Source organism: Moritella sp. 5, assembly GCF_018219455.1.
Lineage (GTDB): Bacteria > Pseudomonadota > Gammaproteobacteria > Enterobacterales > Moritellaceae > Moritella.
Map to the genome: position 1 here is coordinate 3,908,559 of NZ_CP056122.1, position 22,898 is coordinate 3,931,456.

Consider the following 22,898-nt stretch of genomic DNA (forward strand, 5'->3'; position numbering starts at 1 on the left):
AACCCCTAACAACATATATTTCGATATTAGCAGAAACATATGGGGGTTGCCAAGCTAGACCAACAAAGGGCCGAATTAATACACTAACTCAAATCCATTGCATAGGGTTTAAGTAACGCCATATTATCTTCTAACGCCTGTAACCAACGTGCCGCACACAAACACCAACGATCACCCGCCCGTAAGCCTTTAAAGTCTGAGTCAGGTACAGGGGTTGATAAATCATTGCCTTTAACGAGAATATTCTAAAAATTTGGCCGAGGCTTCAATGCATACCGTATAATGGTCTTTTAATGCGTTAACGCGCATAGATACTACTCACGGCATAGGAAGATCATGGAACTCATTTATAACGGCCCTGTTGATGGCCCACTATTTGTATTCGCTCACGGTGCTGGCGCGCCTGCTACAGCTGACTTTATGGAAGCAATCGCCAAAGGATTAGCCTTACACGGTATTCGTGTTGCTCGTTTCAACTTTCCTTATATGCAACAACGCGTTGATAACGGTACTCGCCGACCACCAGAACGTGCACCTAAATTAATCGCCCAGTACCAACAGCTTATTACCAGCATTGACCAACCTATGGTTATTGGGGGTAAATCGATGGGTGGACGCATGGCAAGTTTAGTGGCATCCGATCCGACGACAGATGCGTTGACCGTAAATTCAAAAGTAAAAGGCATCGCCTGTTTAGGTTTTCCTTTCCATCCAGCGAATAAACCAGAATCACTACGTACCGAACATTTCCCACTTATTAAACAAGCGGTTTTTATTGCTCAGGGTGAGCGAGACAAGTTAGGCACAAAAGAAGAAGTAGCGAGTTATGGCCTACCAGATAACATCGAATGGTTATGGCTAGAAGACGGCGATCATGATTTAAAACCAAGAGTTAAAAGTGGTTTTACTCATCAAGCCCACCTGCAAAAGACCATAGATAATATGGCAATGTTTATTAAACAAGTATTAGCATAGGTATCTTAATCGCTTAAATCTGCTAATCAGGAATGACGGCGCGGGTATCGTATTTGAGGCGGTTCATCGATATCTGCGTTTTAAAGTTTTTCATATTCGGCTCGCTGTATAAGTAACGTCGGCAGAAGTCGTCATACTGCTGCATATTTTCAACCGTCACCAATAACACAAAATCAATTTCGCCAGTGACTTGATAACACTCTCTGACTTCAGGAGCGGTGCGGATATGTTTAATAAAGCCATCATTCAAGTCTAATCTATCTCGCTCCATCTCCACATTTACAATCATATGCAAACACGCACCCAGCTTATCTTGGTCAAGCAGTACTACTTGACTGGCAATAACACCTTCGTTTTTTAATTTTTTCACACGTTTAAAACAAGCGGGTGGAGAAAGACCCACGAGTGATGCTAACTGCAAATTACTCACCGAAGCATCTTGCTGTAGCTGATGTAATATCGCTTTATCAAGCCGATCGAGAAACATAATTAACCAAACCAAGTTAAATAAGAAATTTATACAAACATTTGTACGTTAACGTTGAAACTATTTCTATCCACTTGAATATAATAAGTGACATCAAACAGCTATTTATTTCACAGCCATGGAGGCCATCACATGTTCACAATCTTAAAATCATTATTACTCGATGTCTGGCGTGTGTATCTAACACTGCTCAAAGTCATGGTTCCTGCGCTTATTATCGTCAAAGGATTCGATCTTGTTGGCGGCACACAATGGCTGGCAGCATTCTTATCTCCTTTCATGAACCTAGTAGGCTTGCCAGACGAAATGGGGCTGGTATGGGCGACCGCAATGCTCACCAATATCTATACCGGCATGGCAGTATTCTTTGAGTTAGCGGGTGATAGTTCGTTGAGCGTCGCCCAGGTCTCAGTCCTTGGCATCATGATGTTACTCGCACACGCATTGCCCGTCGAAGGTGCTGTTGCTAAGTTATCAGGTGTGTCTTGGCGTATCACCCTGCCGTTACGTATAGGTGGTGGATTTATACTTGGTATGATCGCGAATCAAATTTATCAGTTCGGGGATTGGCAGCAACAACCAGCTGTCATCGTTTGGCAACCCACCCCTGCATCTTCAAGTATACCGGATTGGGCGATAGCCCAATTAACCATGCTTGCCTCTATCTTCTTCATCATTGCAGCACTGATAATTTTACTGCGCTTATTAAAATGGTGTGGGATCGAAAAACTCATACAAACGCTGCTGTCACCATTTTTAAAAGCATTAACCATAGGTAAAGAAACAACCAATGTCTGTGTGATTGGCTTAGTGCTTGGATTAAGCTTTGGTGCGGGGTTATTAATTGATGAAGCGCGTACAGGAAAAATAAGTAAACGTGATATTTTTCTCGCCGTCTGCTTTTTAGGCTTAACGCACAGTATAATTGAAGATACGCTCTTGATCTTACTACTAGGTGCAGATGTAATGTCTATTTTATGGGGACGATTAGTATTTGGTTTTATTGTTATCGCTATTTTAGCACGCTGTATCAAGCAGGAGTCACCTTCCTACTCGATCACTAAAACCAGTTAAAAATACTTTTAAACGCATTTATTCAATACACGTTAACTTATTATTACGCTTAGATAAGCCTTTGAATGACGCCATCATGTTCGCTTCTTTCACGAATTGTTTGGGTGGCGCAATAACCTGCAGGCGATAATCACTTGTCGCTTGTTCTGTAGGGGTGTTCTCAGCATTTACATCAACCGGGGTGACAATTACCACTTTTAATTCAGGTGCACGCGCAAGAATACTCGCAGCCGTTCCCAGACCATTTTCGGTATGGAATTTCCCCGCGATGTGCATCACTTGTTTATTCGGATTACGCGCTAAATAGTGAACAATACTCTCCGCCATGGTTTCATCCCAAGTCACTTGTGAAGCAAACTTGTTCTCATTTTGGCTTTCATCACCATGATGCATCGACGCCATAAAATGGGTTTTGTACGGCGAGTCTTGGATATTAATATTCGCGGCTAACCAAGTACGTTCATCCACTGGTAACTTATCAACATAGCTGATGCCTTCTTTGGCGATACAACGAATGATATTTTTAGGTGCATTTGCCGCGATAATATCAATTTTATTGGCTTTGGCTAACTCCACTAACGGACGATAATCACTGGTATAATTTGGCCATGCATCACCCTGTTTTATTAACGTTCCCTCCCCTATTTCACCCGCTAAATAAGCATTAACAATCGCTTGTTTATCACGGGTAAATTGCTCCATCGACAGCGTTACATTATCATTATCCGCAATCATGCTTTGTAATAATTCAGTTTGAAAACGATGAATACCAGTATGAGTATGCCATTCACCCACCAGCACAACATCAGCATCTTGGATATCAGCAACAAAGCGTTTTAAGTTAATATCCTGACCAGAGGGAGACTGTAAGTTATATTCAAAGTAAGTAGTCACTTCCGATGAAGAAATAGTTTGATCAGCCTCTTTTAAGGATGGGGAAGTCGCACAACCTACAAGTGCTGAAGTAAGCACTACGCTCATGAAACTACGTTGATAATTTTTTAATACACGTGCTGATGGAGAACATAACAGAGGAAAAGTAAACATATAACACCCTAATAATAACGACCAACCAATAGTAATACATCTCATTTGCAATAACAAACCGCGTATTATATCGCTCTTTAAATAGTCAACGTTCATGCAGCGCTCGCGACGTACTAAACCTTATCTGGCTAGGCTGGAGAACCAAGAGGACTGGTTGGCTGTGACCCCGGCAACTTGATCGTGAGCGTAATTATAAGCGAGATGACTAATAGCCCTAACATAAGATAGAAGGTTGCCGCGAATCCACCGAACACTGATGCGACGATAGAACCAATAATACTGCCAATACCAAAACCAAGGTAAATTAAGCCATAGTTTTTTGTCAGATTGTTTAAGCCGAAGAAATCACTGATCAATGATGGGAACACGGTGATCGTGCCACCAAAACTAAAAGCGATACATACCAAGGCAAAGTAGAAGCTGAACATACTTTGCTCAGCAAAAAGTAATGCAGATACGCCAGCTAAGCAGATAAACAATGCAATTGCGATCACTTTAATACGACTAACACTATCTGAAAGCACCCCTAGTACTAAACGACCACTTAGATTAGCAATGGCAATAATCGCAACCGAACTTGCAGCAACCGCCATAGGTAAATGCTCATAACTCTCGCCGATATCTTTAGCGACACCAATAACATACAAACCGCTCATGCAAACTGTTAAAAACACCAATGCCAGCATCCAAAACTGTGAGCTTTTCACAGCCTCTCCGAGGGTGTAATCACGAACAGGCGTTGCAGCTGCCATTTGTGGTTCTTGCTTGGGTGCGTCTTTCATCATTAGGCCACCAACAATAACCATGACCATGGCAATTAACCCCCAAGTATTAAAAGTACTTTCTAATCCACTATTGGTTAAGAAATACATATTAATATATTTAAAACCAAGACTGCCTAAACCGTATGCACCAATGGCACACGCAGAGACCAAACCTTTACGTTCGGGAAAGAGTTTCACGCAATTAGATAGAGTCATCAGATAACCTGTACCATCGGCAAAGCCCACTAACAAACCCGCGAATACATACAGTAAGATCAGGTTCGAAGCATAGGCGGTTAGCGATAAGCTCGCACCCAGTAATAAGCCAGCGCAAATAGTTACTTTACGCACACCGAAACGTTCTTGCAGCTTTCCAGACAATGATGATGCAATGGCTAACGATAAACTTAAAATACCAAAAGAAAAAGCCACACGGCTAACCGGCACAGATAACTTGTCTGCCAATTGTGAATTAAATAAACTCCACGTATACACCGACCCTAACGCAAATTGGGTGATGATAGTGCCAAGCAACGTAAATAGTCGATCTCGGTTTGATATTTTAGTCGTCATAGGTAAATCTCCAACGAATTGAAAAGCATGAAGGTGACGGTATTGATCACCTTGTTAAGCCACTAAAATACGGGGTCCGCAGGAGATAACAATAGGCGGAAAACAATAAAAAATGAGATGCAATAAGTACGGTATGAAGTGCAATATAACGGTATGAATTACAATTTCATTAATTCACGAAATGCTTTTATATTGCTGCGACTGACAGGTATTTCACTGCCGATGTCACGTACTTTGAGTTGATAGGTACAATTCAGCCAAGGGATGATCTCCTGAATTTTATCTATGTTTACACAGTAAGAACGATGACTGCGAAAAAAACGCTGTTCAGGTAAGCGATTGATTAATTCACTCATGGTAAAAGGGACAATAAAAGCATTCTCTTTAGTAAACACATTAGTCACCTTCTCATTAGCCACCGCATAATAAATATCATCGATGGCGGTAACGAAAATACGGTTATCCTTAATCAAATTAATGGTTTTAGCTCTGACTTCTTCAGGCTGGATGGCTTGGCATTGGTGACTTGCTTCTAGCTTGGCTAATAGCCCAATAATACGCTTTTCATTAAGTGGTTTTAATAAGTAATCAAAGGCCTCTAGTTCAAATGCATCCACTGCAAATTCTTTATAAGCGGTGGTAAACACAATGTGCGGTTTTTCAGAAAATTGATGGATATTACGTGCGAGTAACATACCATCAATTGACGGTACATTAATGTCTAAAAAAGCGATATCGACCTTATGAGTTTGCAGATACTTAAAGGCTTCTAAACCATCATCAAAGGTAGCAAGAATCTCGATATTACTATAGCGTTCAATTAAATACGTCAGCTCTTCCCTTGCTAAATATTCATCTTCGACGATCAGGGCTTTCAACATGCAGTTACCTTTTATTTCAATTCGTTGACGTAAAATACGATTTCAGTACCTTGCTCAAGACGTTTAATATACAAACCTTCACCATATAATAATAAGATCCGCTGATGCACATTCATTAAACCAATATGATGGCTTTCCATCGTGCCGTTATAGAGCTTATCAATGACGTGCTGGCTAATTCCCATCCCAGTATTTTGAATCGTGATTTTGAAGCGCTGCGCATCGCGCTTTACCGAAATATTGACTTTACCGGGCTGGCAAGAAGGTTGAATACCATGCTGAATTGCATTCTCTACCAAGGGTTGAATCAATAAACAAGGAATAGTTGGGTGCACATCATCAACATCAAATATAACTTCGAGCTTGTCACCAAATCGAGCTTGCTCAATAGCGACATAATCCCTTACTTGTTGTAATTCTTCTTGGATATCGATCAAGTCATTATTACGTTCTAGGTTATAACGTAGAAAATCGGCTAAATTGGCTATCAATTGACGGGCTTTATCGGGATTAATACGTACTAGCGTGGAAATAGCATTCAAAGTATTGAACAAAAAGTGTGGGTTAATTTTACTTTGTAATGCAGAAAGCTCTGCTTTACTCGTCATGGTTTTCAACTGCTCAAGACGTGAAACTTCCATTTGAGTGGAGATCAATTGCGATAAGCCGATGGTCATTTCACGTAATGACGGTCGAATACGGTGTGGTTGGCGATAGAATATTTTAAACGTACCGCTAACTACGCCGCTTTCCCACAATGGAATAATTAACAGCGAATGAAAGCCGTGTACATTAAGATTATTACTAATTATTTGTTCGCCCGTATTAACCGCCTGCTGGGTCATTTCACTGATCTTGTGGTAAGTATCCAAGTAGTTTTTTTGACCAACACCAACATAAGCCAATACGTCTTTTACATCGGTAATGGCGACGGCGTCTGCATTCGTTTCTTTACGAATAATACTGCATACTTTGATCAATGAGTCGCGGTGATTATTGCGAAAGTAAGGTAATGTTTTATTGGCGATATCGAGGGCAAGTTTTGCTTGTTTAGCGGCGATTAAATCTTTTTCGTCATCTAAATCTTGAACCAATTTGATAATAAGCCCAATACATACAGCACCACCGATCATCGGCACGCTAATGTGTTCAACAATCGTGTACGCGAGTTCCTTATCTTCAGATAGGGTCACAATTAAAATCATGGTTAAAGTTTCGCAGAGCATACCGACAATAATGCCCCATTTTGCGTAAGATTTTTTGTGGCATCGAAAATGGATCCAAGTTGCTAATAATCCCGCAATCGTACTGGAAATTAAACAAGCTAATGATGTTGGTCCGTCCATGTCGATAATATAGCGGTGTAAACCTGAAATAATGCCCGCTGGAATAGCCACCCAAGGACCAAAAATGATCCCACCAGATAAGACGGCAATAATGCGTACATTGATGAGAGACCCTTCAACATTAACACCCGTGTAGTTACTAAAGACAGCAAATAGAATGAAAAGTATCGAGATGAGGGCTGTTTCAACGGGGTGTCGTCGGGTTTTGATAACAATATGTTGGAATAAATTGGTGCGTGTTAAAAAAAATAATGCCATGAGCATCAGTGCTGCGCGCTCAAATACCGCCAGCAACATCATAAATTGTTCGGTGTACACAGAGAAAAGCCTTAATACCATCGCATAAAAGATATTTACGCTTTAATTGTACCAATCATATCAATTTTACTCTATTGATTGTTTGATTTGAAACATAATGCTCTAAATCATATTCAGAGTGATCAATGGCATAACTAAAATGGCGTTCGTCATCGTCCCAGCTGCAACGCTTTAGGCTTATTTATCTAGATGTTAGGAGATCAACAGGTAAATGAATTCACTTCATCATCGGTTAAATAACGCCACAGCCCAACTTCTACATCCAACTGTATCGCACCAATTTTTTCGCGGTGTAAGCTCACCACCCGATTCCCTACAGCTGCAAACATGCGCTTCACTTGATGAAATTTACCTTCGGTAATTGTCAATAATACTTCTTTCGGTGATACAACCTCTAAAATAGCCGGACGTGTTAATTGCTGCTCACCTTGTAATTGCACACCATAAGCAAATTTAACCGCAACATCATCGCTAATAGGTCGAGATAAGCCAACACGATAGACCTTTTGACAATGCTTGGTTGGGGTAATGATATTAAATGACCAACGCCCATCATCAGTGACCAATACTAGCCCCGTCGTATCGGCATCTAAGCGCCCTGCTACATGTAATTCGGATGCATTAGCGACATTGATATAATTAAATAATGACGGGTAAGCTTCATCGATATTAGAGCAAATGGTATCAGCTGGTTTGTGCATGAGGATATAACGGGACGCTCTTGCTATCAGCACCTTACCATTTAAACTAATATGATTGTTTTCATGCACCTGAGTTGTCACATCACAAACGACTGCGTTATTAACCGCGACACAACCAGCAATTATCATCGCAGTTGCTTCGGTTCGGCTTAACTCAGTACTTTTACAAACAAATTTATCAAGGCGCATTAAACTAAATTCTATATCAGATAAAGAGCGCTATTATCCTTGTTCAGCAGTAATAATCAACACGATTTTAAGTATCAATAGATAAGATAAAACCAACAGATTAGTGTAAAAGCTCATCATTAAAAGGAATTTAATATGTGGGCATATCAAGTAAAAAACCAATGGGGTGTACTTACGTCATCGGCACCGCGTCTGCATCGAAAGCGGACTTTGTTACAAGCTTATAAGACACCACATATAACTGTTCAATGCCCGGATAAATATCTTGGATCACAGCTTTCAGCACGGCTAATGTCATGTTTTCTTGCTCGGCATGAAAATCAGATAACGCGGTAAATAAAATAGGCTCTACAGAGATAATAAATAGTTGGCAAAATTCACGTCCACCTTCTAACGTAGAAACAGTCACAGTCGAACCCGGGACATAGTTATTTTCAGATGCATCACGAATGGTAATGGTTTTTTTACCGCTAAGAATGTCGGTTTCAAAGCGTTCAAAGAAGGTCATAGTGGTTGGTTGTGCCATGCGGATTTCTATTATAAAGATAAGAGGTAAGCATTATATCCTATTTTCTATCCAGCACGACCCACAATAAAATAGGGTGATTGTTATCACCCTATTACTATCTACTATTGTTGACTCTTAGCTAAACCATTTGCTAAGTCAGCTAAAATATCATCTATATCTTCAATACCAACAGAAATTCTTACTAGTGAATTTGTAATACCAGCAACAAGACGAGCGCTTTCTTCCATGCCAGCATGAGTCATAGTTGCAGGGTGAGAAATAAGACTTTCTACGCCACCTAATGACTGCGCTAACGTAAACAACTCTAGATTAGCAAATAATTTCACTGCCGCTTCGCCACCTTTAACATTAAAACTGAGCATCGCGCCAAAACCCGCCTGCTGCTTTTTAGCGATTTCATGGCCAGGATGATCTTCAAAACCAGGGAAATACACGGTATCAATAGCATGATGAGATTTTAAAAAACTCGCCACTTGCAAAGCATTTTCTTGGTGTTGTTTCATCCGAATAGGTAACGTTTTTAGGCCTCGTAACGCTAAAAAGCTATCAAAAGCGCTACCTGTAATACCAATACAGTTTGCCCACCAAGCTAGCTCTTCACCAAGGGCTTGTTCTTTAGTCACTAAAACACCACCAACCACATCACTGTGGCCATTAATGTATTTAGTCGTAGAGTGAAAAACAATATCAGCACCGAGCCCTAACGGTTGTTGTAACGCTGGAGAAAGGAAAGTGTTATCAACCGCAACCAAGGCACCAACCTCGTGACACGCTTTAGTAACACTCTCAATATCGACTAAGCGTAGCAATGGATTGCTTGGGCTTTCCAGTAGCACTAATTTAGGTTTTTCAACTAACGCTTTGTCCAGTGCGACTTGATCATTTTGATCAACAACAATTAATTTAAATTGACCACGTTTAGCTAAATGGGTAAATAAACGGAAACTACCGCCATAACAATCATGAGGAATAACCACTAAGTCATCAGTCGACAACAATTGACATAGAAGGTGCACTGCTGACATACCGGTGCTGGTAACAATGCCTACGCTACCTTGCTCCAAATCAGCAACTGCTTGTGCGAACGTTGCTCTGGTTGGATTTCCCGTACGAGAGTAGTCAAACGAACGTTTATCATTAAAACCTTTTAATGAATAAGTACTTGATAAATGGATGGGAGCAACGACAGCACCATGATGCTCATCTGTATTTATTCCAGCTCTCACTGCCGCTGTATTGATATTTTTTATCTTGGCATTTGACATACTTTTCCCTCATATTCGACAACCATGGTCATAATTATATTCAACAATCACCATGGACGGCCGAACAGCTGGACTTCCAGACAGCCACAACACTAAGCGTTCTACATATTTTGGTCAAGATGTTTTTAACATAAGTGAAATAAACATCATTCTAGTCAGATTTAAAATGTACTTTAGTTCCATTATCCCGCGGTAGTCCGCACAGGAAATAGCTTATCGTACGCTAAGTTATAGCCATAAGCGTAAAACAAATAGAAAACAACCATGCCGATATCAAGCACAAACGCATCCCATAAGCTTAAGTCAAAAAACCACGCCATAAACGGGATAGTTAAAAACAGTAAACCGCCTTCAAAACCTATGCTATGTACAATACGGATCAGGGTTGTTTTCGTTACTGAACCCATTTTTTTCAACATGTATTTATCAAAACCAATGTTGTATACATAGTTCCAGCCCGTCGCCACAACCGAGAATAATACGCCCATAGCACCGACATGACCAAGATCAAAACCTAGTTGACTTAATATACCCATAATCACAACTAGGCCAATTATCTCAAATAAAATCGCATGTCTAATACGGTCTAATCTTGTTCTCATCTTTTGCTCTCCACATCATCATCTGTATGTCACACCCATTGTCGTAACCATACTTTTATAAATATTTATTGTGGCGGCTATTCTATAGCGAAAAAACATAACTAAAAGTTAGTTTCCATCTGTTTTTCGGATACATTAAGCGCCGGCGACCTCAAATTTACAAAAATAGACAAAATTACACTTAGTTAAAAATACTACTTTTAGTATAATAACTCTGGATAACGGGAAGGTTAAATGAAATCAATGTAGCGCTAGATTCCATATGAATTCGACATATTAGGTGTTAATATCGTAAGATATAAATATTGAACAATGTAATAAACCTCACTTTAAAATATAAATAACAGCCCTACTAGGAATAAAAAATCGATGTCTACAATTAACATCTTTGAATTAGCCGATCAGATTTACCCGAATGCAAAAGGGATTAAAAAAATACAAAAAAAAGTCAGGTTCTCTTTTTGGGCGTTAAAAAATGGTAAATCAGTCAATGCGATGGCAGATCTTTTTTCCCGAGATAATTTAAAAGCAGTATTTAAAAACAACCCTAGAATCATGGAAAAGCCGCTAAAGCCCTACATATGCGCTAACTGGTCAAGTACAGAACGAATTAAATATTTAACCGAACATTATATGTTTATTGATGATACTTTTGGCACACACGCGAGTACTGTGGTTTCAAGTAAAGGTATTAGCATCTTAGATTTTGAAAGTTTAAGCGGACAGAAATATTACGTTATGTTATATCAAGGGTCTAGCCGTGAAGGTGGCCTTGGTATTCGTTTGGTTAACGAAAAATATCAAAATATTTATACTTTAACATGTAACATTTCCGGTACCCATACTAAAACAATGCACATTGGGGCATTGCAAGGTGCTAGTGAGGAAATAGAAAACCGTCATGCGCTAATTAAAGAACTAACTAAATCATTACACGGATTACGCACCAAATCATTATTAGTTGAAATGGCATTAATGTTGGCACGTATTTTAGGTATTAGTGAAGTCAAAGCTATTTCTAATAAAGGTCATGTCTATCAAGCACTGAATTATATTATCTCGAAAAGAAAAGTAATAACCTTTGATTATGATGGCTTGTGGGACGAATTTGAAGCAACAAAAATAGACCCATACTTTTTTGGTTTGTCTGTGTCTACGCCACGAAAAGACCCACTGACATTGAAAAAAACCAAACGTAAAATGTACACTAAACGATACCAATGGTTAGATGACTCTGAAATTACCATGGCGACAAATTTAGCGCCTTGGCTGGTGAATCCAATAATAAAAAACGAGCAAACTAGCTAAAAACATACTCAACAGCTAGATACAAGTTCACAACATTAAGCTTGTGAACTTGTATTTAGTTTATAAATCCGATCTGCATATAAAACACCACCTATGCTATATGCTTGTGGTATCACTTCATTAAGCTTAAAACCACACTTCGCCAACACCTTTTCTGAAGCAACATTACCTTCAGTCACGATGCCTTGAAAGACTGAGATAAGGTGCACTCGCATTGCCCAAGCTATAACGCCCAGTAATGACTCAGTGGCATAACCCAGACCAAAGTATTCCGGTAATAACAGATAACCGACTTCTGCAGATCGGCCATCATAATCAAAACCCGTGATACCAACTGCCGTATTGGTTTCAACATCGGTGATCACCAAACATAACCAAGCACCAGAAGTGACAGACCATCGAGGTAAACGCGATTCAAACTTAACGCGAATATCATCGTCACTTGGTTGATCAAAACATTTTTCAATCACACGCGATTCTGTATGTAAACGTAAAAATAACGGCCAATCTTGTTCCGTTATTTGACACATACTTAAACGTTGAGTCGTGATCTGCATATTTCTCCCTTTACTACTTTATAGCGTAAATCTAAGTATCATGAAAGCACACATACCTATAAAAACCACAGCTAACGTATTCTTTATCTTTAAACTTAATAACACGGTAAATAGACCTGCATATAAAAATGGGCTATTAAAGATTTTCTATTCACTCACCTGCGCAAGGGTAAATTCAACAAAGCGTCTATTAGCCAAAGACAAATACCCATCTTTACGCCACGCAAGTGCCAGATCCAAATAAATAGGCGGATCAAACGGTATGCCTTTAACGTCTGCTTCTTGATCTGTAACTAACTCCAATAATGCAGTAATGGCAAATTCATTTTTAACGATATTAAGGATCATGGTGATCAGGTTTGTTTCAAAAGAATAGTTCGCAGTCATATTATTTTCTTTACACAGGCCATCAATCACTTCGCGATGAAAATAGCCCGCCTTAAACATCACTAACTCATGGGTAAAAAAGTCTGCATAGGTCACTGATTTGGCATTTGCCAGGGCATGATCCTTACCGACCGCAGCCACCATTTGTGGACGAATTAAACGCTGAATTTGCAAGCTATCAGGCACATGATCATCGACAATAACCCCTAGGTCCAATTCACCAGAAAGTAATTTTTCTTTAATCGTTTGCGTACCAGCTTCGACAATACTCAAGTTTAAATTAGGATATTTAAACTTAAATGCCATTAAGATCTCGGGAAAGAAATACGAGCCCATCATCCCCGGAATACCAATGTTAACCTCCCCTTGATCTAAACCCCGTAGATCATGTAACGCGGTTTCAGCATCAGTAATACGAGCAAGAATACCCTTGCTGTGTGCAAGCAGAACTTCCCCTTCTTTGGTCACTACCACGCCTTTACTACTGCGGATCAATAATGGCATACCTATTTGATCTTCAAATTTACGCATCGCAATACTCAGCGCAGATTGAGCAATGCCCAAGTGTCCGGCCGCCTTGGTATAACTGCCCTGTGCAACAATCGTGGCAAAATAATGCAGTATTTTAGAATTAAGCATAACTAAAATAGATACCTTTCATGATATTTATATATTTTTCATATTAGCATTAGATCGCTAGTCTATAAGCATTGTTAGTACCGCATGACCCGAATAAAGCAGATCATGCTACTCCCTTAACTATTTACCTTCGTTATCAGCAGGACGGATGAATGATTGCACTGCATTCTCAAGATTATAAAAAAGTAACCTTAGGGCTCGGACTAGGCTCATTTCTGGTGTTTTGCAATTTATATTATTTTCAGCCGCTACTGCCGTATTTTATGGTCAAGTTTAACGCCACTGAATTACAAGTTAACTGGTTATTCTCTAGCACCACCTTAGCGATCGCTTTATCCTTACTGCCTTGGGCAATCTTATCTGAAATAATTGGCCGCAGACCGATTATGCGTTGCAGTTTAATACTGATCCCCTGTATTAACTTTTTAATGTTTATTAGCGCAGATCTACACACATTAATATTACTGCGTGCATTGCTTGGCATTGCACTGGCAGGATTTATTGCCGTGGCAGTGGCATATATGGCTGAAGAATTTGAGCCACCAGCAATGTTGATCGCAATTGGCGGTTACATCAGTGCCAATACGTTAGGTGGTATTATTGGCCGCATATATGGCGGCGTCATGACCGATGCAATTGGTATACAGTGGACGATGCTTGTGATGTCGATACTCAGTGGTATAGCACTGCTCATTATATTTCCGCTGATATTAAAACAACGCCACTTTATCGGCCGACAAGGTAGGTTACTGCATCATGCAGTACAAATCATCAGGCATGTTAAAAACCCGAATCTGATTTTTGCAATGTTGATTGGAGGGCTCAACTTTTCGGTATTCATTAATATTTTTTCAGTGATGGGATTCAAGTTATCTGCCACGCCCATATCTTTACCTGCCAGCTTATTATCAATGATGTTCTTGTGTTACCTCAGCGGCACATTATCAGCAAGATTAAGTGGACGCTGGATGCACGCACATAGTCTATTCAGCGGGCTATTACTCGGGATCGGCATTAGCCTAGTCGGGCTCATCATCCTATCGCAGCAAACGATGCTGACAATCATTATCGGTTTATTAGTATTAAGCGCTGGCGCATTCTTTATTCATGCTCTCGCTTACAGCCATATTGGCCGCAGTGCGACACAAGGTAAATCAACCGCAACCGCGCTATACCTTGTCATGTACTATTCAGGCGGTAGTATTGGTGGCTTTATTCTTATTTACTGTTGGCAAATCGGAGGATGGTGGCCGGTGCTTGCTGCGACAAGTATTATTTATACCATGATGGTGAGCTTAGTCTTTGCACTTAAATTCGTGCATCGCCGTTCACTCAATTTTAATAAAACGACTCTAACCGTGTAATGTGATTCAACACCGTACATCAATCATAAAATTGACACAATCTGACATAATTTGGCACATCATTGCCACTTTTATACTTTATAATATCGTTATACATTCATAAATTAGAGGATATTAGTTTGAACTCTCGACATATTTTTAGTACATTTTTAAATAGTGTTATCTTCATCAGTATACTGTTTACCTCAATACCTGCAATTTCAGCAACCTTAATCACGTCAGATAACCCTATTACCGTATCACTATCTACTATAAAAAAAGTGGAACAGCAATTGATCGGAAATGCAAAAAATAGCTCAGGTATTGGTATTTCTGTACTCGACCTCAAAACAGGCCAGCAATGGCATTACAATGGTAACAAACGTTTTCCGTTAATGAGTACATTCAAAACATTAGCTTGTGCCAAATTACTCAATGACGCAGATAATGGAAAAATAAATATCAATACTCCTGTCACTATCAAGCAATCTGATATTTTATCTTATGCGCCTATCACCAAAACGATGGTCGGTAAAACCATGACATTGGACGAGATCTGCGCAGCAACTATGTTAACCAGTGATAATACCGCCGCAAACATAATCCTAAGTCATATTGGAGGCCCTCAAGCGCTAACATCATTCATACGCGGGCTTAACGACCAAACGACCCGATTAGATCGTATCGAACCTTTTCTTAATAACGTAGATATTAATGAGATTCGTGATACAACAACCCCAAATGCTATGGCTAGCACGCTTTCAGCACTACTCTACCACGGTGCACTCTCGACACAATCAACACAAAAATTAAAACAATGGATGATGAATAATAAAGTATCGGATTCACTTCTACGGGCAGTCTTACCAACGCAATGGTCTATTGCCGATAGGTCTGGATACGACGGTAATCATGGCTCAAGAGGCATTACAGCGGCAATTTGGTCAAGTAAACGCCAACCACTAATCATAACTATCTATCTGGGTCAAACAGGAAAATCAATCAGTCAACTTAATAAAGCAATTGCTGAAATAGGCGAAAGTATCTTTGCCAATTATCTGAACTAAACAAATAATCGAATTCGTTATTTGTAAATATAAGTGAAATACCTCACGGATGAGGTTTTAATTACTTTAATTATAGTGATTTATATCGCAACAAGTAACGAACTTGACTCTTGTTAAGCGCGAGTAACTATTTCTTTGCTTTTGTTTAAAAAGCAAAAGTAGTTTGCTTAAAGGGTTATTGTTGGCCCGTTAAACAAAACATAGAATAGCCCCATCTTAACGAATGAGGCACAAACCATGAAAGCAATGATCATCAAAGAAATCGGTTCAAGCGACGTTTTTCAATTAGTAGAAAAAGCAAAACCAACATTAAAATCAGGCCACATGGTTGTTGAAGTAAAAGCAACAAGCGTAAACCCCCTTGATACTATGTTACGCTCAATTGAACTGCCTTGGTCTGCAAACTTACCAGAAGTACTACACGGTGATGTTGCCGGTATCGTTATTGAAGTCAGTGAAGACGTATCAGACTTCAACATAGGTGACGAAGTTTACGGTATGGCTGGCGGCATTAATGGTGTTGACGGTGCACTCGCAGAATTCATGTTAGTTGATGCGCGTTTAATGGCGAAAAAACCTAAAACATTGACGATGAAACAAGCAGCAGCATTACCACTGGTTGCTATCACTTCATACGAAGCGTTAGTAAACAAAATGAATGTACAAGCTGGCGATAACGTTCTTATTCATGGGGCAACAGGTGGCGTAGGTCACATCGCAGTACAACTTGCAAAAGTACTTGGCGCAACAGTTACATCGACTCACTCACCTGCAAACGCTGAACTCGCAAAAACAGTGGGAGCAGATAACTTAGTTGATTTCACGACAGAAACAGTGGCTGACTATGTACAAGCGCACACTGGCGGCACTGGTTTTGATAAAATCTTTGATACTGTTGCTGGCGAAAACATCCAAAAATCATTTGAAGCAGCTAAATATAATGGGCACGTAGCAACCATTTTACCGATTGAAAACGTGCTACAAGTGGCACTCAAAAGCTTGTCATTCCACAGTGTATTAATGCTAATTCCATTATGTCACGGCATTAACCATGAGTCACACGGTCGTATTTTAACTGAAATTGCAGCACTGGTCGATGCAGGTAAAATCACGCCAATTATTGATAAAAGCGACTATTCAATTTGGGAAGTTGCACAAGCACACGATCACTTAGGATCAGGAAAAGCGGTTGGTAAAGTAACCTTAACAGCGTAATTATACAGACGGTTTTAATACCCTAAAATACCTCAAAGCACCACAACGACTGTTATCGACAGGAAAAATTGTGGTGCTTTTTGTTTCTATATAAAGCCTAGATTGCGACTCTAGCTGCGACAGCCAGTAAGACCACACCAGTGACCTTATCAATCTTGTGCACATTATTTTTTAATTTAGCGAGTAATGATGATTGCGATAATACAATCGCAATGATGCAATACCACAAGGTATCAATACTAAATACCGTACCCACCATGATCAGGTTTTGTAACCAACCCGCATCCGCTTCGACAAATTGACCGAACAAGGCCAAAAAGAAAATCGCTAATTTAGGATTAAGAAACGCGATCATAAAGCCTTGTACAATACTCTCTTTTAAGGTCACCGCTTCCTCTTGCTGATCCACATCATCCAATGCCGGTTTTGAGGTTAACGCTTTGTAAGCCAAGCGCAGTAGCATGGCAACGCCCGCATACTTGATCACATTAAATAACCACGGTGTTTGTTGGATCACAATAGCCAAACCGACCACTGTTAACGCGGCATACACACCAACACCAACACCATGAGCAATACTGGCTGCAACACCATTAACACGACCACCCGAGATAGTATGCTTTAACACCACCGCCAGACTCGGACCCGGCGTCATCGCCCCCATCACGCAGATCAGCGCTAAAGACATCCACGCAGTTAATTCCATTCCAACTCCTCGTTTATTATATTGTTATATAAGGTTAATCAATTGCCCTTATCTACCCTCATATTAATACAGCCAAAGCATGAGTTAAAATTGTATTTACGACTTATTAGCATGAAGTAATTTCATACCTATGATTTTGGTACGCTCAAGATGCTTGTTTAAGAAAGGAAAACATAATTCTCTGAACCAAGTATGCTCAGGATCTTGATGGTGTTTCGCATGCCATAACAAGTAATATTGCTGCGGTTTAAGCGTAATAGGCAGTCGCATGACCCGAAGATCGTATGTTTGTGCAAAATCAGCCGCAATGTGTAGTGGCGTCGTCAATAAGGTATCAGTTTTTAATAACAGCTCAATCGCCGATTGAAAGAAGGGTACTGATGCAAAAACCTGACGCTGCTCACCCAATGCCGACAAGGCTAAATCAACGGGGCTGTCTTTATCGCCACCACCACTGATCAGTACATGCTTCGCATTGATATACTCAGTCACCGATAACTCATCACTCAAACACAAAGGGTGCTGACGGCGACATACAACCACCAGCTGATCTTCACCAATACTTTTTCCATGTAAGTTATCAGGTACAAAATCCGTAATCGTGCTAACTAGATCCAACGCCATGTCAGCCAACTCGGTTAACTTATCTTTATGCCACAATTGATATTCAACACTAGCACTAGCGGCATTGACAGCAAGCTCACAACATATTGACGGTAAGATCGCTTGCGCAACATAATCACTCGAAGCTAAGGTAAATTTACGTTGGCATCGGCTTGGATCCACCTCACTCGGTAAATACAAATTATCTAACGTCTGCATCAATACGGGTAATTGCGCTTTTAACGCTTCGCCCTTACGCGTCAATACAAACTGATTGCCCTCTCTGATCACGATCTTGTCATGAAACGCCGCGCGAATTTGCATTAAGGTTTTGCTCATTGCCGATTGAGTGACATTGAGCTGTCGTGCAGATTCGGTCAGGTTACGCGTTTGTAATATCGCAATTAACGCCGGTAATAATTTGTAGTTATTCAAAAGAGCACTCGCCATATAAGATCATCAACTAACCATCATAACGTAGATTTTATTTTTCAGACAACGTCCTCAAATCCAGAGATCAGTTTCATGTTACTCCATTTCGAGACAGAGCAATCAGATTTATAAAAACTAATTGAGTAAAACCTCATTCCGTCACATTTTTATGGTCCATAATTAAATGGGTTTAAACCTTGTTTCGCATTCAATTAACCACAGGGTTTGTTATATAGACAAGATTAAACAAGGAAGGATGATGGATAATACAATTAAAACAATCGGTCTCAGTGGCACATGTTATTGGTGTACAGAGGCTATCTTTTTATCTTTGCACGGAGTGACAAAAGTAGAACAAGGTTGGCTGTCTTCCGTTGGTGAACACGACTGGTTTTCAGAAGGGATTATTGTTACTTATATGCCCGAAGTCATCAGCTTAAAAAATATAATTGCCATTCACTTACATACTCACAGCAGTACCAAAATCCATTCGATGCGAGCTAAATACCGGAGTGCTGTATATGCAATGGAACCCTACCAAATGACCGAAATAAAACACAACCTCGCATTACTCCAAGATGAATTTGACACGCCATTAATCACTCGCGCTTATAGATTTAACCAATTCAAACTGTCTGACGAATCCATTCAAAACTATTACTACAGCGATCCAAAACGGCCATATTGCAAAAACATCATAACCCCAAAATTAAAAAGATTGTTCGATAGCCATGCCCATTTAATGAACAAAGACAAATTACCAATAAGAGCATAATAAAACCATATTGCTTTCATGAATATAATTGACAGTGTTCACAATATAAAGATAACCATGTGATATTACTCAAAAATATCGACTGATGTTATGGTAAGACGTTAAGGATATACTAATATCGAAAAGTCGAAGCTAATAAATATTGTTCCAGTTTTGGTCGTGGATGAAATGCCTAAAATACCGCCAACGATAGAGACCAAGCTACCTATTATTTAATGGTCGACGACTTTACTATACCTTTCATTGTACACTCAGGGTTTTAATAATGTTAATTAAGGAACATAAACATGAAAATTAAAATATTATTCACCTTCATATTGCTTTCATTTCAGTCATTTGCCGCAGACACATTTAATGTAGTGAGTGACTTATCATCGGTAAGTTTTGCCACGATTAAAAAACAATTTGTGGTTGAACCAGCAACCATCAGTGGACTAACAGGCAGCTTGGATGAACGCGGTAAATTTGAAGTTAAAGTGCCAGTAGTAAATGTAGATACTGGTGTTTCAATCCGTAATGATCGCCTTAATTCACTATTCTTTAACTCTGCAATAAATCCAACCATTGCGATTAACGGACAATTTGAATTAGCCACTTTTAAGCAAGATATCGGAAAAGCGATTGTACCTGCCGCTGTTTCTTTCTACGGTAAGACAAAGACATTTAACTTTCCTGTTATCATTACTAAAACCAAGAATGCCATCACTGTCAGTTCGTACGCGCCCGTTATAGTGAGAGCCAGTGATTTTAGTATCCCAACAGAAAACTTAACCAAGCTTTCAGCTACGGTCGGTGGTCTTGCCCTTTCAGATATTATTCCATTAAATATTAATCTGGTATTTAAAAAATAATTATTAATAACAAACTCTTGAACCAGATTGAGGCTTGTTGAAATAAGCCTTAATCATTAAATCTAAACAGTGACTACGATAATCGTTTACCCCCTTCCAGTCCTTCATATTTAAACTGACTGTCTCATATATTGCTTCGGTGGTCTGCCTAACGTCTTCTTAAAAAAGGTAATAAAGGCACTGACCGACTCATAGCCTAAATCTTCTGATACCCGCTGTACCGATTCATTTGAGGATAGTTTTTGCAATGCCATGACCAGATGAAGTTGCCCACGCCAACGCCCAAACGTCATGCCGACCTCTTTCTTCACCAATCGAGAAAATGTTCTTTCACTCATTGCAAATAACGACGCCCACTCCCCAACTGTTTTACGATCCGCGGGATTAGCCAATAACAAATGAGCAATCTTATTAAGTCTCGTTTCTGCTGGGATAGGAAAATCAAAGTGCTCTTTCGGCATACGGATCAGCTCATCAATCAATACTTGCGAGAGTCTCACGGTCGCGTCATCAGATGCATAGTCTTGATTCTTACTTGCCAAGCTAATAATAAGTTCGCGTAGTAACGGGGAGATCGATAGTGTGCAACTTTTATCGGGTATGCCGGGAATATCAGGATCAACAAATAACATACAAACATCTGAACTTAACGAGATATGATTACTGTGTAGCACTTGGCTTGGGATCCATACAGCGCAATTTGCAGGAACCATCCATATAGCGTCCGCAATTGAGCAACGGACAAAGCCTGTCAACGGCATCACTAACTGACACTTCACGTGTTGATGAACTGGCATTTCCTGACCACGTTCAAAACTTGAAGTACGTAATGCATTGACACTTTCTACGTATCTGTCTGAATCAAAATCTAAAGCGATATTAGGTAATGCCATATACTGTCCGAATTTAGCAATAAAATGTCAATGTACACAAATTCAGCATGATTGAATAGAGATAATATAGTGGCATAGCTTCAAGAGGACAGAAATATGTCACATAAGAATACACGTAATATTGTTCATCCCGTACTGGTTATTATCGGTATTTTACTGATTTCCAGTAACCTCCGAGGCCCAATAACCGGCATTGGACCAATTTTAGAGTTCATCTCTAACGATCTTGCTTTATCCGCAACACAGGCTGGTATGCTAACCACATTACCATTGCTCGCCTTTGCTATTTTTTCACCGATATCATCGGGGTTAGCACGCAAGATAGGACTCGAACCATCATTAATGCTAGCACTACTCGCCATCACCAGCGGTATTATCATTCGCTCTGCAGGCTCAACGCTCACCCTGTACTTAGGAACTTGTGTCATCGGTATCGGCATTGCGATAGGTAATGTACTCTTACCTAGCCTGTTAAAACGCGACTTTCCCAATAAAGTACCCACATTAACCGCTATTTACGTATTGGTGATGGGCGTTGGCGCAAGTATCAGTTCTAGTACAACAATCCCGATGCTTCATCTGGCTGATACGCTTAATATTACCGTCATCCCAAGTTGGGCATTCGCATTAGCTGGTACAGTTATACTTCCGCTGGTAAGCATGTTGATTTGGTTACCACAAATGAGCAGCCACACTAGACCAACCCTTGATACACCCGAAATTGACAGTCATAGCTACCTGTGGCGCTCTGCGGAAGCGTGGCAAGTTTCAGGGTTCTTGGCTTTGAACTCATTTATTATGTATGCCTTTATCGCCTGGCTACCCAGTATATTGATTGATAATGGATACTCTGAACATCAGGCGGGTTATATCCACGGTATCCTGCAACTCGCAACCGCAGTACCCGCTATCGTGCTGATCCCATTAATGGCAAAACTAAAAGATAAACGTTCACTTAGCTTAACAATGACGATTCTCGCATTCATTGGTATTGTTGGATTACTCATGATGCCCCAATACGCTATTATCTGGGTGATGATGTTTGGTTTTAGCTGTGGGGGTGGTTTTATTCTCGGTTTATCATTTGTAGGTCTACGGACCCATGATGCGCATCAAGCCGCTGCATTGTCGGGGATGGCGCAGTGTATAGGTTACCTATTTGCAGCAACTAGCCCAATAATTTTTGGTTCACTGCATGAAATGACTGGAAGCTGGGATATACCATTAATTATCACAGCGAGCATGAGTATTATATGGACAGGCTTGGCTACACAAGCAGGTAAACCCAAGATCATCACTCAAGCGATCACATCTGGCTGATGCTAACCTTGGTTAATGCTTTAACTTCGTGATGCCTGAAGCAGTCGGTGG

Annotated in this window: 25 protein-coding genes; 9 read left to right on the plus strand and 16 right to left on the minus strand. The window is 40.1% G+C overall.

Features of this window, described 5'->3' with window-relative positions; translation table 11 throughout:
- Window positions 1-83 precede the first annotated feature (83 nt).
- Window positions 84-242 carry a DUF2237 family protein gene (locus tag HWV01_RS22520; protein ID WP_371816364.1) on the minus strand — a complete coding sequence of 53 codons (159 nt, stop codon included), beginning with the start codon at window positions 240-242 and terminating at the stop codon, window positions 84-86.
- Between the two features lie 94 nt (window positions 243-336).
- Between HWV01_RS22520 and HWV01_RS17350 the strand changes: the two genes are divergently transcribed.
- Window positions 337-975 carry an alpha/beta family hydrolase gene (locus HWV01_RS17350; protein ID WP_211672732.1) on the plus strand — a complete coding sequence of 213 codons (639 nt, stop codon included), beginning with the start codon at window positions 337-339 and terminating at the stop codon, window positions 973-975.
- A gap of 22 nt (window positions 976-997) precedes the next feature.
- Here the strand turns inward: HWV01_RS17350 and HWV01_RS17355 are convergent, their stop codons facing one another.
- Window positions 998-1,462, minus strand: coding sequence for an Lrp/AsnC family transcriptional regulator (locus HWV01_RS17355; RefSeq protein WP_211672733.1), 465 nt, complete (start codon window positions 1,460-1,462; stop codon window positions 998-1,000).
- A 132-nt stretch (window positions 1,463-1,594) separates the two neighbouring features.
- Here HWV01_RS17355 and HWV01_RS17360 point away from each other — a divergent pair, with 132 nt between their 5' ends.
- Window positions 1,595-2,536 carry a hypothetical protein gene (locus tag HWV01_RS17360; RefSeq protein ID WP_211672734.1) on the plus strand — a complete coding sequence of 314 codons (942 nt, stop codon included), beginning with the start codon at window positions 1,595-1,597 and terminating at the stop codon, window positions 2,534-2,536.
- A gap of 18 nt (window positions 2,537-2,554) precedes the next feature.
- Here the strand turns inward: HWV01_RS17360 and HWV01_RS17365 are convergent, their stop codons facing one another.
- The 8 genes from HWV01_RS17365 to HWV01_RS17400 all read right to left on the minus strand — a co-directional run bounded on the left by HWV01_RS17365 (window position 2,555) and on the right by HWV01_RS17400 (window position 10,751).
- On the minus strand, window positions 2,555-3,583 hold the full coding sequence (locus HWV01_RS17365) for a ChaN family lipoprotein (RefSeq protein WP_211672735.1): 1,029 nt from the start codon (window positions 3,581-3,583) through the stop codon (window positions 2,555-2,557).
- A 128-nt stretch (window positions 3,584-3,711) separates the two neighbouring features.
- Complete coding sequence (locus tag HWV01_RS17370; RefSeq protein ID WP_211672736.1) at window positions 3,712-4,920, minus strand: OFA family MFS transporter; 1,209 nt, start codon at window positions 4,918-4,920, stop codon at window positions 3,712-3,714.
- Between the two features lie 158 nt (window positions 4,921-5,078).
- Entirely contained in the window at window positions 5,079-5,801 is a 723-nt protein-coding gene (locus HWV01_RS17375; protein WP_211672737.1) for a LytTR family DNA-binding domain-containing protein, read from the minus strand.
- A gap of 11 nt (window positions 5,802-5,812) precedes the next feature.
- Window positions 5,813-7,444 carry a LytS/YhcK type 5TM receptor domain-containing protein gene (locus HWV01_RS17380; protein ID WP_371816365.1) on the minus strand — a complete coding sequence of 544 codons (1,632 nt, stop codon included), beginning with the start codon at window positions 7,442-7,444 and terminating at the stop codon, window positions 5,813-5,815.
- Window positions 7,445-7,665: 221 nt separating this feature from the next.
- Complete coding sequence (locus HWV01_RS17385) at window positions 7,666-8,355, minus strand: pseudouridine synthase (protein WP_211672739.1); 690 nt, start codon at window positions 8,353-8,355, stop codon at window positions 7,666-7,668.
- Window positions 8,356-8,527: 172 nt separating this feature from the next.
- Window positions 8,528-8,881 carry a N(4)-acetylcytidine aminohydrolase gene (gene yqfB / locus HWV01_RS17390; protein ID WP_211672740.1) on the minus strand — a complete coding sequence of 118 codons (354 nt, stop codon included), beginning with the start codon at window positions 8,879-8,881 and terminating at the stop codon, window positions 8,528-8,530.
- Window positions 8,882-8,985: 104 nt separating this feature from the next.
- Window positions 8,986-10,149: a cystathionine gamma-synthase gene (gene metB, locus HWV01_RS17395; RefSeq protein ID WP_211672741.1), complete on the minus strand. Its 1,164-nt coding sequence runs from the start codon at window positions 10,147-10,149 to the stop codon at window positions 8,986-8,988.
- Window positions 10,150-10,331: 182 nt separating this feature from the next.
- Entirely contained in the window at window positions 10,332-10,751 is a 420-nt protein-coding gene (locus tag HWV01_RS17400) for a PACE efflux transporter (RefSeq protein WP_211672742.1), read from the minus strand.
- Window positions 10,752-11,120: 369 nt separating this feature from the next.
- Here HWV01_RS17400 and HWV01_RS17405 point away from each other — a divergent pair, with 369 nt between their 5' ends.
- Entirely contained in the window at window positions 11,121-12,059 is a 939-nt protein-coding gene (locus HWV01_RS17405) for a VirK/YbjX family protein (RefSeq protein ID WP_211672743.1), read from the plus strand.
- Window positions 12,060-12,094: 35 nt separating this feature from the next.
- Here HWV01_RS17405 and HWV01_RS17410 read toward each other — a convergent pair whose 3' ends face one another.
- From HWV01_RS17410 to HWV01_RS17420, 3 genes are read right to left on the minus strand one after another with little or no spacing between them, the layout of a single operon-like run.
- Window positions 12,095-12,616, minus strand: coding sequence for a GNAT family N-acetyltransferase (locus tag HWV01_RS17410; protein WP_211672744.1), 522 nt, complete (start codon window positions 12,614-12,616; stop codon window positions 12,095-12,097).
- 18 nt (window positions 12,617-12,634) lie between these two features.
- On the minus strand, window positions 12,635-12,721 hold the full coding sequence (locus tag HWV01_RS22525) for a hypothetical protein (RefSeq protein ID WP_371816366.1): 87 nt from the start codon (window positions 12,719-12,721) through the stop codon (window positions 12,635-12,637).
- A gap of 42 nt (window positions 12,722-12,763) precedes the next feature.
- Window positions 12,764-13,642 (minus strand): LysR family transcriptional regulator, encoded by an 879-nt coding sequence (locus HWV01_RS17420; RefSeq protein ID WP_211672745.1) that lies wholly within the window; start codon window positions 13,640-13,642, stop codon window positions 12,764-12,766.
- Between the two features lie 152 nt (window positions 13,643-13,794).
- Between HWV01_RS17420 and HWV01_RS17425 the strand changes: the two genes are divergently transcribed.
- The 3 genes from HWV01_RS17425 to HWV01_RS17435 all read left to right on the plus strand — a co-directional run bounded on the left by HWV01_RS17425 (window position 13,795) and on the right by HWV01_RS17435 (window position 17,267).
- A complete protein-coding gene (locus tag HWV01_RS17425; protein WP_211672746.1) occupies window positions 13,795-15,006 on the plus strand; it encodes an MFS transporter in 1,212 nt (403 codons plus the stop codon).
- Between the two features lie 188 nt (window positions 15,007-15,194).
- Complete coding sequence (gene bla / locus HWV01_RS17430; RefSeq protein WP_371816367.1) at window positions 15,195-16,052, plus strand: class A beta-lactamase; 858 nt, start codon at window positions 15,195-15,197, stop codon at window positions 16,050-16,052.
- Window positions 16,053-16,289: 237 nt separating this feature from the next.
- Complete coding sequence (locus HWV01_RS17435; protein WP_211672748.1) at window positions 16,290-17,267, plus strand: zinc-dependent alcohol dehydrogenase family protein; 978 nt, start codon at window positions 16,290-16,292, stop codon at window positions 17,265-17,267.
- Window positions 17,268-17,364: 97 nt separating this feature from the next.
- Here HWV01_RS17435 and HWV01_RS17440 read toward each other — a convergent pair whose 3' ends face one another.
- The gene (locus tag HWV01_RS17440) at window positions 17,365-17,973 is read right to left on the minus strand and encodes a LysE family translocator (protein WP_211672749.1); all 609 of its coding nucleotides are present in this window, start codon (window positions 17,971-17,973) and stop codon (window positions 17,365-17,367) included.
- Window positions 17,974-18,069: 96 nt separating this feature from the next.
- Window positions 18,070-19,026: a LysR family transcriptional regulator gene (locus tag HWV01_RS17445; RefSeq protein WP_211672750.1), complete on the minus strand. Its 957-nt coding sequence runs from the start codon at window positions 19,024-19,026 to the stop codon at window positions 18,070-18,072.
- A gap of 238 nt (window positions 19,027-19,264) precedes the next feature.
- Here HWV01_RS17445 and HWV01_RS17450 point away from each other — a divergent pair, with 238 nt between their 5' ends.
- Together HWV01_RS17450 and HWV01_RS17455 are read left to right on the plus strand one after the other, a co-directional pair.
- Window positions 19,265-19,783 (plus strand): peptide-methionine (S)-S-oxide reductase, encoded by a 519-nt coding sequence (locus HWV01_RS17450; RefSeq protein WP_249185361.1) that lies wholly within the window; start codon window positions 19,265-19,267, stop codon window positions 19,781-19,783.
- A 287-nt stretch (window positions 19,784-20,070) separates the two neighbouring features.
- Window positions 20,071-20,634, plus strand: coding sequence for a YceI family protein (locus HWV01_RS17455; RefSeq protein WP_211672751.1), 564 nt, complete (start codon window positions 20,071-20,073; stop codon window positions 20,632-20,634).
- A gap of 110 nt (window positions 20,635-20,744) precedes the next feature.
- Here HWV01_RS17455 and HWV01_RS17460 read toward each other — a convergent pair whose 3' ends face one another.
- Window positions 20,745-21,431 (minus strand): helix-turn-helix domain-containing protein, encoded by a 687-nt coding sequence (locus HWV01_RS17460; protein WP_211675901.1) that lies wholly within the window; start codon window positions 21,429-21,431, stop codon window positions 20,745-20,747.
- A 192-nt stretch (window positions 21,432-21,623) separates the two neighbouring features.
- Between HWV01_RS17460 and HWV01_RS17465 the strand changes: the two genes are divergently transcribed.
- On the plus strand, window positions 21,624-22,847 hold the full coding sequence (locus tag HWV01_RS17465; RefSeq protein WP_211672752.1) for a CynX/NimT family MFS transporter: 1,224 nt from the start codon (window positions 21,624-21,626) through the stop codon (window positions 22,845-22,847).
- Window positions 22,848-22,898: the final 51 nt, after the last annotated feature.

What these genes read in the sequence shown, in the direction of transcription:
- HWV01_RS17435 (WP_211672748.1), top strand. Translation starts at nt 16,290, where the DNA reads ATGAAAGCAATGATCATCAAAGAAATCGGTTCAAGCGACGTTTTTCAA.
- HWV01_RS17460 (WP_211675901.1), bottom strand. Translation starts at nt 21,431, where the DNA reads ATGCCAGTTCATCAACACGTGAAGTGTCAGTTAGTGATGCCGTTGACA.
- HWV01_RS17410 (WP_211672744.1), bottom strand. Translation starts at nt 12,616, where the DNA reads ATGCAGATCACGACTCAACGTTTAAGTATGTGTCAAATAACGGAACAA.
- HWV01_RS17365 (WP_211672735.1), bottom strand. Translation starts at nt 3,583, where the DNA reads ATGTTTACTTTTCCTCTGTTATGTTCTCCATCAGCACGTGTATTAAAA.
- HWV01_RS17370 (WP_211672736.1), bottom strand. Translation starts at nt 4,920, where the DNA reads ATGACGACTAAAATATCAAACCGAGATCGACTATTTACGTTGCTTGGC.
- HWV01_RS17385 (WP_211672739.1), bottom strand. Translation starts at nt 8,355, where the DNA reads ATGCGCCTTGATAAATTTGTTTGTAAAAGTACTGAGTTAAGCCGAACC.
- HWV01_RS17355 (WP_211672733.1), bottom strand. Translation starts at nt 1,462, where the DNA reads ATGTTTCTCGATCGGCTTGATAAAGCGATATTACATCAGCTACAGCAA.
- HWV01_RS17465 (WP_211672752.1), top strand. Translation starts at nt 21,624, where the DNA reads ATGTCACATAAGAATACACGTAATATTGTTCATCCCGTACTGGTTATT.
- HWV01_RS17380 (WP_371816365.1), bottom strand. Translation starts at nt 7,444, where the DNA reads ATGTTGCTGGCGGTATTTGAGCGCGCAGCACTGATGCTCATGGCATTA.
- HWV01_RS17440 (WP_211672749.1), bottom strand. Translation starts at nt 17,973, where the DNA reads ATGGAATTAACTGCGTGGATGTCTTTAGCGCTGATCTGCGTGATGGGG.
- yqfB (WP_211672740.1), bottom strand. Translation starts at nt 8,881, where the DNA reads ATGGCACAACCAACCACTATGACCTTCTTTGAACGCTTTGAAACCGAC.
- HWV01_RS17455 (WP_211672751.1), top strand. Translation starts at nt 20,071, where the DNA reads ATGAAAATTAAAATATTATTCACCTTCATATTGCTTTCATTTCAGTCA.
- HWV01_RS17360 (WP_211672734.1), top strand. Translation starts at nt 1,595, where the DNA reads ATGTTCACAATCTTAAAATCATTATTACTCGATGTCTGGCGTGTGTAT.
- HWV01_RS17445 (WP_211672750.1), bottom strand. Translation starts at nt 19,026, where the DNA reads ATGGCGAGTGCTCTTTTGAATAACTACAAATTATTACCGGCGTTAATT.
- metB (WP_211672741.1), bottom strand. Translation starts at nt 10,149, where the DNA reads ATGTCAAATGCCAAGATAAAAAATATCAATACAGCGGCAGTGAGAGCT.
- HWV01_RS17405 (WP_211672743.1), top strand. Translation starts at nt 11,121, where the DNA reads ATGTCTACAATTAACATCTTTGAATTAGCCGATCAGATTTACCCGAAT.
- HWV01_RS17420 (WP_211672745.1), bottom strand. Translation starts at nt 13,642, where the DNA reads ATGCTTAATTCTAAAATACTGCATTATTTTGCCACGATTGTTGCACAG.
- HWV01_RS17375 (WP_211672737.1), bottom strand. Translation starts at nt 5,801, where the DNA reads ATGTTGAAAGCCCTGATCGTCGAAGATGAATATTTAGCAAGGGAAGAG.
- HWV01_RS17425 (WP_211672746.1), top strand. Translation starts at nt 13,795, where the DNA reads ATGATTGCACTGCATTCTCAAGATTATAAAAAAGTAACCTTAGGGCTC.
- HWV01_RS17350 (WP_211672732.1), top strand. Translation starts at nt 337, where the DNA reads ATGGAACTCATTTATAACGGCCCTGTTGATGGCCCACTATTTGTATTC.
- HWV01_RS17450 (WP_249185361.1), top strand. Translation starts at nt 19,265, where the DNA reads ATGATGGATAATACAATTAAAACAATCGGTCTCAGTGGCACATGTTAT.
- HWV01_RS17400 (WP_211672742.1), bottom strand. Translation starts at nt 10,751, where the DNA reads ATGAGAACAAGATTAGACCGTATTAGACATGCGATTTTATTTGAGATA.